Source organism: Curtobacterium sp. LFS084 (genome assembly GCF_047977705.1).
In the GTDB taxonomy this organism is placed as follows: domain Bacteria; phylum Actinomycetota; class Actinomycetes; order Actinomycetales; family Microbacteriaceae; genus Curtobacterium.
In genome coordinates this window covers 109,125-121,808 of sequence record NZ_JBFPFM010000003.1, presented here as the reverse complement: position 1 = coordinate 121,808, position 12,684 = coordinate 109,125, and the positions used below count along the sequence as shown (strand labels likewise).

The window sequence follows — 12,684 nt, the reverse complement described above, 5'->3', positions numbered from 1 at the left end:
CCCTGGCGGCGTGCGAGGAGTCGGACCAGCTCGTGGCGGGTCCAGGGTGGTGCTGCTGGCACGCGGTACCGATCCGGGATCGGTCACGCAGGAGGGGTGCTTCCTACGCGCGGCCAGCGGTGCTGCTGGTGACCGGATCGGATTCGGTGACGGCCGCCGGAGCGTCGTCGTCGTGCTCCGACCAGGTGTCGTCCGAGTCTACCCCGGACTTCGCGCGCGGCTCGCGACCGGGCAGGTACGGGCTCGGCTCCTGGCCGAGGTGCCGCCGCGACTGCACGAGGAAGATGATGATGCCGAGCAGGATCGCTGCGAAGGACATCCACACGTTCGTCCGGATGCCGAAGAACGTCTCGCTCGTGTCGACGCGGATGGACTCGAGCACCGAACGGCCGATGCCGTACCAGATGAGGTAGAGCGACAGGACCTTGCCCCACTGCAGACGGAACTTCTTGTCGAGCAGGAGGATGACGACGACGCCGACGACGTTCCAGATGATCTCGTAGAGGAACGTCGGGTGGAACAGCGTGCCCTCGGGCAGCCCCTTCGGGAACGCCGCGTTCGACGACTCGATCTGGAGCCCCCACGGCAGGCTGGTCGGCATGCCGAACAGCTCGTGGTTGAAGTAGTTGCCGAGCCGCCCGAACGCCTGGGCGAGCAGCACGCCCGGGACGACGGCGTCGATGAAGGCGGTGAAGCGGAGCCCGACCTGGCGGCAGCCGATCCAGGCGCCGACCGACCCGAGGATGAGCGCACCGAAGATGGCGAGCCCGCCTTCCCAGACGTAGAGGAAGGAGAGCGGGTCGCGCCCGGGGCCGAAGTAGTCGCTGACGTGCGTGAACACGTGGAACAGCCGTCCGCCGATGATGCCGGCCGGGACCGCCCAGATCGCGATGTCGATGATGATCCAGCGTTCGACGCCGCGCGCGTTGAGCCGGCGGTTCGCGAGGACCACGGCGGCGACGATGCCGAGCAGGATGCAGATCGCGTACGCGTGGATGCGGAAGTCGAGCGGCAGCGACCAGCCGAACACGTCGCGCAGCCAGGCGGTCAGGTCGAAGTACTGCCACGCGGTGCTCGGGCTCGGGATGCTCAGGAGGGGCATGGAGGTGCTGTCGCCTTTCGGTGCTGGCTGGGCGCGGTACCGACGTGCCGTCGGCCCCGCTCACTGTAGCGCGGGACGTGCGTGCGGCAGGAACCGAGGGAGCGGTCCTGTGGAAACTGTGACCGTCGGGAGGCGCGGTGCGGGCCGGACACGTCAGGTCCCCGCACCGCGGTGCGGGTGGGCCGACGGGACGGCCGGCACCGCGCCTCCTGGACGGTCAGCGGCGCGTCGCGCCGGAGGTGAGGTCGGCCGCCCGGTCGGCGACGCCCTGCACCCCGAGGTCGGCGAGGGCCCGCACGAAGGCGGACCCGATGATCGCGCCGTCGGCGTACTCGAGGACCTCGCGGACCTGCTCCGCCGTCGAGATGCCGAGGCCGACGCAGGTGCGGTCGACGCCGGCCTCGCGGAGCCGGGACACGACGGTGCGGGCGGCGACGTCGACGCCGACGCGGGCGCCGGTCACGCCCATCGTCGACACGGCGTAGACGAACCCGCGGCTCGCCTCGACGGCCTGCCGCATCCGGTGGTCGGTCGAGGACGGCGCGGCGAGGAACACGCGGTCGAGGCCGGTGCGCTCGGACGCGTCGATCCAGGTGCGGCCCTCGTCGGGGAGGAGGTCCGGGGTGATGAGCCCGGAGGCACCGGAGGCGACGAGGTCGTCGGCGAACCGCTCCACGCCGTACCGGAGCACCGGGTTCCAGTAGGTCATCACGAGGACGGGCACGTCGGCACGTTCGGTGATCTGCTGCACGGCATCGAACACCTGCGCCACGCGGAAGCCGCCGGCGAGGCTCTCCTCCGCCGCGCGCTGGATGACCGGACCGTCCATCACCGGGTCGGAGTACGGCAGCCCGAGCTCGATGACGTCGACGCCGTTCTCGGCCAGGGCCACGGCGGCGTCGACGCTCGTCTGCAGGTCGGGGTAGCCGGCCGGCAGGTAGCCGACGACGGCTCCGGCGCCTTCGGCGTTGGCGGTGTCGATCGTCGTCGCGACGGTCTTGGTCGTGGTCACAGCTGCACCGCGTTCTCGTCGAGGATGCCGAAGTAGCGACTGGCGGACGCGACGTCCTTGTCACCCCGGCCGGACAGGTTCACGAGGATGACGCCCTCGGGGCCGAGCTCCTTGCCGAGCTGCATCGCGCCGGCGAGGGCGTGCGACGACTCGATCGCCGGGATGATGCCCTCGGTCTGGCTGAGCAGCCGGAACGCCTCCATCGCCTCGGTGTCGGTGATCGGCGAGTACTTGGCCCGCCCGATCGAGGCCAGGTAGGCGTGCTCCGGTCCGACGCTCGGGTAGTCGAGCCCGGCGGAGATGCTGTGGCTCTCGATGGTCTGGCCGTCCTCGTCCTGCATGAGGTAGGACTTCGTGCCCTGCAGGACACCCTCGCGGCCGAGCGTGATGCTGGCGGCGTGCCGACCGGTCTCGACGCCCTCGCCACCGGCCTCGAAGCCGTGCAGCGCCACGGACTCGTCGTCGAGGAAGGCCTCGAAGATCCCCATCGCGTTCGAGCCGCCGCCGACGCACGCGGCGACGGCGTCGGGCAGGCGTCCGACGAGGTCGAGGACCTGCTGCCGTGCCTCTTCGCCGATCACCTTGTGGAACTCGCGCACCATCTCGGGGAACGGGTGCGGCCCGGCGACGGTCCCGAGCAGGTAGTGCGTCGAGTCGACGTTCGCGACCCAGTCGCGCAGCGCGTCGTTGATGGCGTCCTTGAGGGTGCGCGAGCCGGTCTCGACCGGGACCACCTCGGCGCCGAGCAGTCGCATGCGGGCGACGTTCAGCGCCTGTCGCTCGGTGTCGACGGCGCCCATGTACACGACGCAGTCCATCCCGAACAGCGCCGCCGCGGTGGCCGTCGCGACCCCGTGCTGGCCGGCGCCGGTCTCGGCGATGAGGCGCGTCTTGCCGAGCCGCTTCGCCACGAGCGCCTGCCCGAGCACGTTGTTGATCTTGTGCGAGCCGGTGTGGTTGAGGTCCTCACGCTTGAGGATGACCCGGGCACCGCCGGCGTGCCTGGCGAACCGGGGCACCTCGGTGATGATCGACGGACGTCCGGTGTAGTCGCGCTGGAGGTCGTCGAGTTCCTTCCGGAACGCCGGGTCCGCCCAGGCGTCGCGGAACGCCGCTTCGAGTTCGTCGAGCGCGAGGACGAGCGACTCGGGGACGAACCGCCCGCCGAAGTCGCCGAAGTACGGTCCGTGCAGGTCGCGGAGTGAGGTCACGATGGGTCTCCCGGGACACGCCCGGCGAACCGGGCTGGGACGGGCCCGGCGAACCGGGCGGGATGCCCGGCAGTGCCGGGCGGGGTGCTCGGCAGTGCCGGGCGGGGTGCTCGGAGGTGCCGGGCGGGGACGGTCGTCGTCGTCAGTCGCGGTCGGCGGCTCGGATGAACGACGCGAGTGTGGCGGCGGGGTCGTCGCCCGTCACGAGCGCCTCCCCCACGAGGACGACGTCGGCTCCGGCGGCGCGGTAGTGCGCCATGTCGGCGGGGCCGGCGACCGCGGACTCGGCGACGCGCACGACCCCGTCGGGGATGCGGTCGGCGAGCGAGCCGAACAGGTCGCGGTCGAGCGAGAAGTCGGTGAGGTCGCGGGCGTTCACCCCCAGGATCCGGGCGCCGGCGTCCAGGCCGCGTGCGACCTCGTCCGCCGAGTGCGCCTCGACCAGGACCCGCATGCCGAGTTCCTCAGCCAGGGTGTGGAGCTCGACCAGCTGCTGCTGCTCGAGCGCCGCGACGATCAGGAGCACGACGTCCGCTCCGGCGGCTCGCGCCTCGATCACCTGGTAGGGATCGGCGATGAAGTCCTTGCGGAGGACGGGGACGCCCACGCGGGCCTTGACCGCTTCGAGGTCTGCGAGGGAGCCGAGGAACTTGCGCCCCTCGGTCAGCACGCTGATGGTCGACGCGCCGCCGCGTTCGTAGTCGGCAGCGAGGGCCGCGGGGTCCTCGATGGTGGCCATGGACCCGCGGGACGGGCTGGCGCGCTTGACCTCGGCGAGGATCTTCACCCGGTCACCGGGCGCCAGGAACGCAAGGGCGTCGAGCGGGGACGCGACGCGGTCCAGGTCACGTTCGACGTCCGAGTAGGGACGGTCGACGCGACGGGCCGCGGCGTCCTCGAGCGCGCCCGCGACGAGGGTCTCGAGCACGTTCGGCATGCCGGACCTACTCCGCGTGGTGCTTGGGGACGAACTTCGGACCGTCGACGCCGTAGCCCGCCTTCTTCATGACGCCACCGACGATGAGGCCGATGAGCACCACGCCGGCGGAGGCCCAGACGCCCCACGGCTGGTCGAACCAGAAGAACAGCGTGCCGGCCGCGAATCCGATCAACATGATCACGACGGCGGTCCAGGCTGCCGGCGAGTGGCCTTCGCCGAGTTCTGCGGGCTCAGTGTTGCTCACGGTGCTCCTCGTTCTGCTTCGGCGCCGTCGTTCGACCGGCGTCCCCTCGATCCTACCGTGTCGTCCGCTGCTGCCCCGGCCGTGTCGTCCGGCCCGGCGACCGGTTCCGACGTCGGGTCGACACCGGCGCTCAGGTCGTCCCAGTCCACGACCGCGTCCCGTTCGACGGGTGCTGCGGCACGCGCGTCGGCCGCGGCTCCGGCGGTCGCGGCGCCGTACTTGCGGCTCGGTCCCGGCCAGGACCGCTGCACGACCAGCACCACGACGCCGAGGAGCACCGCGAGCACGCCGCCCGCGATGCCGACGGCCGGCCACGCCGACACGTCGACGGTCGACACGACACGGCGCACGGCGGACAGGTCGGCCACGCCGGCGACCTCGCCCACGGCACCCTTGGCCGCGGCGACCGGGTCGGCCAGCGCGGTGATCCCGGACACCACGACGCCGGCGCCGAGCAGGATCTCGACGGCGGCCAGCACGATCCGGACGACGCGTCCGGCGATGGTCATCGCGAGGAAGAGCGCGAGGCTGGCGATCGCCAGGGCGGTGTACTGCGGCACCGCCGCGGCACCGTCGGCGTCGACCTTCGCGGCGACGGCGGCACCCGGGTGCAGGTGCACGGTGAACCACGTCTGGGTCCACGAGAGCATGATGATGCCGGCCACGGCGAGGCCGGCGACGACGACGAGCGGCCGGGAGCGCCGCGCCCTCACGAGTGCACCCCGCGCATCCGGTTCGCGGTCGCGATGGCACGCAGCGGCGCGGCGGCCTTGTTCACGGCCTCGATGTGCTCGGTCTCCGGGTCGGAGTCGGCCACGAGCCCGGCCCCGGCCTGCACCCGTGCCATGCCGTCCTTGATGAGGGCGCTGCGGATGGCGATCGCGAGGTCGGCGTCGCCGGCGAAGTCGAAGTACCCGACGACCCCGGCGTACGCGCCGCGCGTGGCGGGCTCGAGCTCGTCGATGATCTCCAGCGCCCGCGGCTTCGGCGCCCCGGACAGGGTGCCGGCCGGGAACGTCGCGCGGAACACGTCGATCGCCGACGCATCCGGTCGCACGGCACCCTCGACGCTCGACACCAGGTGCATGATGTGGCTGAACCGTTCCACCGTCATGAACTCGGTCACGGCGACCGTGCCGGGCTCGCAGACCTTCTGCAGGTCGTTCCGCGCGAGGTCGACGAGCATCAGGTGCTCGGCGCGCTCCTTGGGATCCTCGAGCAGCTCCTCGCCGAGGCGGACGTCCGACTCGGGCGTCGCACCGCGCGGACGCGACCCGGCGATCGGGTGGGTGATGGCACGACCGGCCTGCACCTTCACGAGGGCTTCTGGTGATGCGCCGACGATCCAGAATCGCTCGTCGGCGGTGTCCGCGAGCGACAGGAAGTACATGTACGGGCTCGGGTTGAGCGTCCGCAGCACGCGGTAGACGTCGAGCGGGTCGGCGGTGACCTCGTGGTCGAACCGCTGCGAGATGACGACCTGGAAGACGTCGCCGTCGCGGATGAAGCCCTTCGACCGCTCGACCGCGGCCATGTAGTCCTCGGGGGTGGAGCGGTGCGTCGGGGTCGGCTCGGCGATGTCGAACGCCTCGGCGACCGTCGCGACCGAGGGCCGGACGAGATCGCCCTGCATGCGGTCGAGCCGGGCCTGCGCGTCCGCCCACATGGTGTCGGAGTCGTCGGTCCCGTCGTTCAGCACGCTGGCGACGAGCAGGACGAGCCCGGTGCGGTGGTCGAGCGCGGCGAGCTCGGACACGAACGCGAGCGCCTGCCCCGGCACGTCGAAGTCGGCCGGCGGCACGTTCGGCAGGTGCTCGAGCTGGCGCACGGCCTCCCAGCCGATGAACCCGACGGTGCCGCCGACGAGCGGCGGCGTGCCGGGGATGCGCGGGGTCGCCCAGCGCTCGTGCAGGCGCGCGAGCACCTCGAGCGGCTCGCCGTCGAGCGAGTCCACCGCGCGTGAAGCCGGGATGCCGGTGTCGATCCAGGCCGCGCGGTCGTCGTCCTGGGTGAGCACCCCGAAGCTGCGCACGCCGACGAACGACCAGCGCGACCAGAGGCCGCCCTGCCCGGCCGACTCGAGCAGGAAGGTGCCGGGCCGGCCGTCCGCGAGCTTGCGGTAGACGCCGACCGGCGTCTCGCTGTCGGCGTAGAGGGCACGGACGACCGGGACGACGCGGTGGCCGTCCAGCAGGCCGTCGAACTCCGGACGGGAGGTCGTGTGCGGCGTGTCGGAGAGCATCGCGGTCGTCATCGGGTCGCCTCCACGGCCCCACCGGCGAGAGCGGACGTGCCGTCGGTGGGAGCGGACGTGCCGTCGGCGGGAGCGGCGCCGCCGTCGGCGGGTGCCGACACGCCGCCGGCGGGCGCGGACGCCGTCACGGGGTCGAGCGGGTCGACGTCGAAGCAGCGGTGGGCACCGGTGTGGCAGGCCGCACCGACCTGCTCGACCGTGACGAGCAGGGTGTCCGCGTCGCAGTCGAGCGCGGCGCCGCGCACGTACTGCGCGTGCCCCGAGGTATCGCCCTTGCGCCAGTACTCCTTGCGGGAGCGCGACCAGAAGGTCACCCGTCCCTCGGTGAGGGTGCGGCGGAGGGCTTCCCGGTCCATGTAGCCGAGCATGAGGACGTCCTTCGACGACTCCTCTTGCACGACGGCGGGGAGCAGCCCGTCCGCACCGAACCGTGCGCGGTCGAGGACCGCGTCCGTGCTGGTGCTGGTGCTGTCGGTCATGAGACTCCTAGCCTACGGCGGCGGGTCAGCGGACGGCGTGCCCGGTCGCGCCCAGCGCGGCCTTCACGTCGCCGATGGTCATCTCGCCACGGTGGAAGACGCTGGCGGCGAGGACGGCGTCCGCACCCGCGTCGATCGCGGGGGCGAAGTGCTCGAGCCGACCCGCGCCTCCCGAAGCGATGACCGGCACCGTCGCGATCGCGCGCACCGCGGCGACGAGCTCGAGGTCGAACCCGTTCTTCGTGCCGTCCGCGTCGATCGAGTTGACGAGGAGCTCCCCCGCGCCGCGTTCGACGGCCTCGCGCGCCCAGGCGAGGGCGTCGAGGTCGGACTCGGTCCGTCCGCCGTGCGTGGTGACGACGAAGCCGGACGGCATCCGGTCCGACCGCTTGACGTCCAGGGACAGCACGACGGCCTGCGCGCCGAACCGGTCGGCGATCTCGCCGACGAGTGCCGGGCGCGCGATCGCGGCGCTGTTGACGCCGATCTTGTCGGCACCGCACTGCTGCAGCCGGGACACGTCGTCGACGCTCCGGACGCCGCCGCCGACCGTCAGCGGGATGAAGACCTGCTCGGCGGTCCGCGTCACGGTGTCGTACATCGTCGCGCGGTTCTCGACCGTTGCGCCCACGTCGAGGAAGGTCAGCTCGTCGGCGCCCTGCTCGTAGTAGCGCGCGGCGAGCTCGACCGGGTCACCGGCGTCCTGCAGGTCGAGGAAGTTGACGCCCTTGACGACCCGGCCGCCCTTGACGTCCAGGCACGGGATGACCCGGACGGAGACCCCGCTCACAGCCGCGCGGCGTGGATCGGGCTGACGAGGATGGCGCGGGCGCCGAGGTCGTACAGCGCGTCCATGATGAGGTTGGCGTCGTCGCGCGGGATCATCACGCGGACGGCCGACCAGTCGCGACCGTGCAGCGGCGAGACGGTGGGCGACTCGATGCCGGAGGCGACCGCGGTGGCCTGTTCCAGGAGCCCGGTGGGGATGTCGTAGTCGAGCATCACGTACCCTCGGGCGACGAGGACGCCCTGCAGGCGCCGACGCAGGACGTCGATGCCGGGGATCGTCTCGTCGGTGGAGATGAGCAGCGCGGTCGACTCGAGGATGACCGGCCCGAAGATCTCGAGCCCGGCGGCGCGGAGCGTGCTGCCGGTCGACACCACGTCGGCCACCGCGTCGGCGACGCCGAGGCGCACGGCGCTCTCCACAGCACCGTCGAGCTTCACGAGCGTCGCGGTGACGCCGTGCTTCGCGAGGAACTCACCGACGAGGCCGGGGTAGCTCGTCGCCACCCGCACACCGTCGAGGTCCTGCAGCGTGCTGAACCGGCCGGGCGTCCCGGCGAACCGGAAGGTCGAGTCGGCGAAGCCGAGCGCGTCCACCTCGTGCGCCGCGGAGCCGGAGTCGAGCAGCAGGTCGCGGCCCGTGATCCCGACGTCGAGCGCGCCGGAACCGACGTAGGTGGCGATGTCGCGCGGGCGGAGGAAGAAGAACTCGACGCCGTTGCGCTCGTCGAGCAGGTGGAGCGCCTTCGGGTCGCGGCGGCCGGCGTACCCGGCCTCGCGCAGCATGTCGGAGGCGGTCTCGGAGAGGGAGCCCTTGTTGGGCACGGCGATGCGGAGCATCAGGGGTCTGCTTTCTGGTGGAGGGGTCGGCGGCTGATCAGCGGATCAGAGATGTCGCCAGACGTCCGCCGGGGTGAGCCCCTTGGCGACCATGAGCACCTGCAGGTGGTACACGAGCTGCGAGATCTCCTCCGAGGTGCGCTCGTCGCCCTCGTACTCGGCCGCCATCCAGACCTCGGCTGCCTCTTCCACGATCTTCTTGCCGATCTGGTGCACGCCGGCGTCCAGTTCGGCGACGGTGCCGGAGCCCTCGGGGCGCGTACGCGCCTTCTCGGTGAGCTCCTGGAACAGGTCGTCGAACGTCTTCACGCGCACCAGGCTACCGCCCTCCGCCGACGCGGTGGACCGACCGTCCGGACGGGAGGCACGGCGCGCGTTCGCCTCGCCCGTCACCTCGGGTGCCGGTCGGGTCACGAGCGCGCTGCCGCCGCCGCCCGGCGGAGGTCCGCGATGCGCTCGGCCGGCTCGCCGCCGTAGACCGCCGACCCCGCCACGAGCGTGTCGGCACCGCTCCGCACCGCCTCGGGGACGGTGTCGACCGCGATGCCGCCGTCGACCTCGAGCCAGACGTCGAGCCCCGAGGCGTCCACGGCTGCGCGGGCATCGGCGAGCTTCGGCATCACCTCGGGCATGAAGGACTGCCCGCCGAAGCCGGGCTCGACCGTCATGAGCAGGATCATGTCGTAGGCGTCGAGGTGGTGGAGCACCTGGGTGATCGGCGTGCCGGGCTTCACGGCGACGGCGGCACGGGCACCGTTCGACCGGATGGCCGCGGCGGTCGCCACGGGGTCGGACGCGGCCTCGAAGTGGAACGTGACGCTCGACGCACCCGTCTCGGCGTACTTCGGGGCCTCGGTGTCGGCGTCCGTGATCATGAGGTGGACGTCGAGCGGCACCGGCGAGACCTGCTGCAGGCGCTGCACGATCGGCAGGCCCAGCGTGAGGTTCGGCACGAAGTGGTTGTCCATCACGTCGACGTGCACCATGTCGGCGGTCTCGATGCGGTGGAGCTCGCGCTCGAGGTTCGCGAAGTCGGCGGACAGGATGCTCGGCGAGATGCGGATCGTCACCCGCCAACCCTACCGGCGCCCCGGTCGGCGATCGCCGTGCGCCGGGTCTCCCTCGCGCCGACCGGCGTCAGGCGACGCGGCGGAACAGCGCGATGAACATCGCGTCCGTGCCGATGCGGTGCGGCCAGAGCTGCACCGTGTCGCCGTCCGCCACGCGCGGGTCCCGAGCGGCCACGGACCGCACCACCGACGCGGTGTCGAGCTGCTCGAGCTCCCCACCGTGCCGGGCCATCAGCGCATCGACCTGGCCGCGCGTCTCCGCCAGGTGCGGCGAGCACGTCACGTACGCCAGGGTCCCGCCGGGCGCGAGCACCCGGACCGCGGCGTCGAGGAGCTCCGCCTGCAGCGCGGCGAGCTCCGGGACGTCCTCGGGCTGCTTGCGCCACCGGGCCTCGGGACGGCGGCGGAGGGCGCCGAGTCCGGTGCAGGGTGCGTCGAGCAGGATGCGGTCGAACGTGACGCCGGAGCCGTCGCGGCCGAAGCGCCGTCCGTCGCCCTCGACCACGGTCACGCCGTCACCGGCACCGGCGAGGGCCTTCCGCACGAGTCCGGCACGCGCCGGGACGAGCTCGTTGGCGACGAGGGTCGCGCCGCCCTCGGCTGCCTCGGCGGCGAGCAGCGCCGCCTTGCCGCCGGGTCCGGCGCACAGGTCGAGCCACCGCTCCCCCGGCCGGATCGCCGACGACCGGCTCAGGGCGAGCGCGGCGAGCTGCGAGCCCTCGTCCTGCACGCGGAGCCGTCCGGCTGCCACGCCCGGTACCCGGGCGGGGTCGCCGGCGAGACCGCGGATCCCGACCGGCGAGACCGGCAGGTCCGCCTCGGGGTCCGTGGGCGGTCCGGGAGGCGCGACCCGCGTCACGTCGTCGGCTCCGGTCGTCGGGGCGGTCGGCTCGGTCGACTCGGTGCGCTCGGTCGGCTCGGTCGACGCCGCCGACGCGTCGGGCCCGTCGGACCCGGTCCGGTCCTCGGTCGCCGCGGGCCGCTCGGCAGGATCCGCCCGCTCGGCGTGCTCAACGTGCTCGGCGTGCTCGGCGTGCTCGGCGTGCTCGGCGTGCTCGGCGGCCGCGGTCGCGATGTGGGAACGTGCCGCGGCGACGTCCTCGTCGGTGGCCAGCCCGGGGAGCGCGGCGAGCTGCACCCGGGGCGCGGCGTTGTCGGCCGCCAGGAGCGCCGCGAGCTCGTCCCGCGAGCGTTCGGCCGCCAGGGCGTCCCGCAGCGCCGACACCACCCACGTGGGGTGCGACCACCGGGTGGCGAGCAGTGCGTCCCCGCCGCGACCCGCCGTGATGAGCGCGTCCCACTCGTCGTCGGTGCGTGCCGCGACCTTGCGCAGCACAGCGTTGACGAAGCCGGTGGCGCGACGGGCACCGACCTCGCGGGCGAGCTCGACCGTGGCGTCCACGGCGGCGTGCGTCGGCGTGCGCATCGCGAGCAGCTGGTGGGCGCCGAGCCGGAGCACGTCGAGCACGTCGGACTCGACGTTGTCGATGCGGCGGCCGGAGGCGAGGGCGATGATCGCGTCGTAGCGGCCGAGCATGCGGATCGACCCGTAGGTCAGCTCGGTGGCGAACCCGGCGTCCCGCGCGGAGAGCCCGGCGCGGCGGATCCGGGTCGGCAGCAGGAGGTTGGCGTAGGCGTCGTCGACCTGCACCGCCCGCAGGACGTCGAAGGCGACACGGCGGGCGCTCGTCCGCCGTGGCCCGTGGTGTCGGCGCTGGCCGGTGCTCGCGGCGCTCATGCCAGGACCTTCCCGTCGAGGGAGCCGAGGCCCCGGGCCCAGGCCGCGGCGTCCATGGCCTGCTTGCCAGCGGGCTGCACCTCGGTGAGCACGAGCGGCTCGTCGGCGGTCCCGACGAGCAGCCGACCGCCCTGGACGCCGAGCGCACCGGGGGCGAGCGACGGGGCGGGGTCTGCCGCGCCTCCTGGCAGGCGGGTGCTGCGGAGGAGCTTGACGCGGGTCTCGCCGAGGTGGGCGTACGCGCCGGGCTCGGGCGTGACGCCGCGCAGGCGTGCGTGCACGACCGCGGCGGAGGCGGCGAAGTCGATGCGGCCGTCCTCGATGGTCAGCTTCGGGGCGAGGGTGGGATCGCCGGTCTGCTCCACGGCGACCGCGGTGCCCGCGGCGAGGCCGTCGACGACACGGGCGACGGTCTCGGCACCGGTCTCGGCCATCGCGGCGAGGACCTCGCCGGAGGTCGCCTCGGAGTCGATGTCGAACGGGTCGCTGGCGTAGACCGGACCGGCGTCGAGCGCCTCGACGAGCTGGAACACCGTCGCGGCGGTGCGGGTGTCGCCGGCCATCACCGCACGCTGGACGGGAGCGGCGCCGCGGTACCGCGGCAGGTCCGAGAAGTGCAGGTTCACCCAGCCGAGCCGCGGAGCGTCGAGCGCCGGACGTCGGAGCAGGGCGCCGTAGGCCACGATCACACCGAGGTCGACGTCGAGGGCGGCGATCCGCGCCGTGACCTCGTCGTCGACGCGGACGGCCTCGATGACGGGGAGGCCGAGGTCCTCGGCTGCCTGGGCGACGGGCGTGGGCGTGAGGACGCGCTTCCGGCCCTGCGGGGTCGCCGGACGGGTGAGCACGGCGGCGATCTCGTGCTCGGACGCCGCGAGGCGGCGGAGGGTGGGGACGGCCGCAGCGGGGCTGCCGGCGACGACGAGACGCATGGGTTCGATCCTCCCATGCCCGCGGCTGCCGGACGCGCCGGGCGGCGGGCCGGTAGGTTCGGCGGCACGGCTCACC

14 protein-coding genes are annotated in these 12,684 nt (G+C 73.1%); all 14 read right to left on the bottom strand.

Going from position 1 to position 12,684, the window contains the following annotated elements:
* Positions 1-103: 103 nt before the first annotated feature.
* Complete coding sequence (gene lgt / locus ACNQOV_RS03370; RefSeq protein ID WP_402263158.1) at positions 104-1,102, bottom strand: prolipoprotein diacylglyceryl transferase; 999 nt, start codon at positions 1,100-1,102, stop codon at positions 104-106.
* Positions 1,103-1,319: 217 nt separating this feature from the next.
* Complete coding sequence (gene trpA / locus ACNQOV_RS03365) at positions 1,320-2,114, bottom strand: tryptophan synthase subunit alpha (RefSeq protein ID WP_416393378.1); 795 nt, start codon at positions 2,112-2,114, stop codon at positions 1,320-1,322.
* The gene (trpB, locus tag ACNQOV_RS03360; RefSeq protein ID WP_416393377.1) at positions 2,111-3,325 is read right to left on the bottom strand and encodes a tryptophan synthase subunit beta; all 1,215 of its coding nucleotides are present in this window, start codon (positions 3,323-3,325) and stop codon (positions 2,111-2,113) included. Before trpB ends, trpA begins: the two co-directional genes overlap by 4 nt.
* Positions 3,326-3,467: 142 nt before the next feature.
* Entirely contained in the window at positions 3,468-4,253 is a 786-nt protein-coding gene (gene trpC / locus ACNQOV_RS03355; RefSeq protein WP_416393434.1) for an indole-3-glycerol phosphate synthase TrpC, read from the bottom strand.
* Between the two features lie 16 nt (positions 4,254-4,269).
* On the bottom strand, positions 4,270-4,509 hold the full coding sequence (locus tag ACNQOV_RS03350) for an HGxxPAAW family protein (protein ID WP_022906930.1): 240 nt from the start codon (positions 4,507-4,509) through the stop codon (positions 4,270-4,272).
* Complete coding sequence (locus ACNQOV_RS03345; protein WP_416393376.1) at positions 4,506-5,222, bottom strand: Trp biosynthesis-associated membrane protein; 717 nt, start codon at positions 5,220-5,222, stop codon at positions 4,506-4,508. The genes ACNQOV_RS03350 and ACNQOV_RS03345 overlap by 4 nt, the downstream gene beginning before the upstream one ends.
* The gene (locus ACNQOV_RS03340) at positions 5,219-6,751 is read right to left on the bottom strand and encodes an anthranilate synthase component I (protein WP_416393433.1); all 1,533 of its coding nucleotides are present in this window, start codon (positions 6,749-6,751) and stop codon (positions 5,219-5,221) included. The genes ACNQOV_RS03345 and ACNQOV_RS03340 overlap by 4 nt, the downstream gene beginning before the upstream one ends.
* Positions 6,752-6,759: 8 nt before the next feature.
* Positions 6,760-7,242 carry a phosphoribosyl-AMP cyclohydrolase gene (hisI, locus tag ACNQOV_RS03335; RefSeq protein WP_416393375.1) on the bottom strand — a complete coding sequence of 161 codons (483 nt, stop codon included), beginning with the start codon at positions 7,240-7,242 and terminating at the stop codon, positions 6,760-6,762.
* A 25-nt stretch (positions 7,243-7,267) separates the two neighbouring features.
* Positions 7,268-8,032 (bottom strand): imidazole glycerol phosphate synthase subunit HisF, encoded by a 765-nt coding sequence (gene hisF, locus ACNQOV_RS03330; protein ID WP_402263171.1) that lies wholly within the window; start codon positions 8,030-8,032, stop codon positions 7,268-7,270.
* Entirely contained in the window at positions 8,029-8,868 is an 840-nt protein-coding gene (hisG, locus tag ACNQOV_RS03325) for an ATP phosphoribosyltransferase (RefSeq protein ID WP_022906699.1), read from the bottom strand. Before hisG ends, hisF begins: the two co-directional genes overlap by 4 nt.
* Before the next feature lie 45 nt (positions 8,869-8,913).
* Entirely contained in the window at positions 8,914-9,177 is a 264-nt protein-coding gene (locus ACNQOV_RS03320) for a phosphoribosyl-ATP diphosphatase (protein ID WP_031259753.1), read from the bottom strand.
* A gap of 101 nt (positions 9,178-9,278) precedes the next feature.
* A complete protein-coding gene (gene rpe / locus ACNQOV_RS03315; RefSeq protein ID WP_416393374.1) occupies positions 9,279-9,938 on the bottom strand; it encodes a ribulose-phosphate 3-epimerase in 660 nt (219 codons plus the stop codon).
* Positions 9,939-10,005: 67 nt separating this feature from the next.
* Positions 10,006-11,676: an RsmB/NOP family class I SAM-dependent RNA methyltransferase gene (locus tag ACNQOV_RS03310; RefSeq protein ID WP_416393373.1), complete on the bottom strand. Its 1,671-nt coding sequence runs from the start codon at positions 11,674-11,676 to the stop codon at positions 10,006-10,008.
* Positions 11,673-12,608, bottom strand: coding sequence for a methionyl-tRNA formyltransferase (fmt, locus tag ACNQOV_RS03305; RefSeq protein ID WP_416393372.1), 936 nt, complete (start codon positions 12,606-12,608; stop codon positions 11,673-11,675). Before fmt ends, ACNQOV_RS03310 begins: the two co-directional genes overlap by 4 nt.
* Positions 12,609-12,684 lie beyond the last annotated feature (76 nt).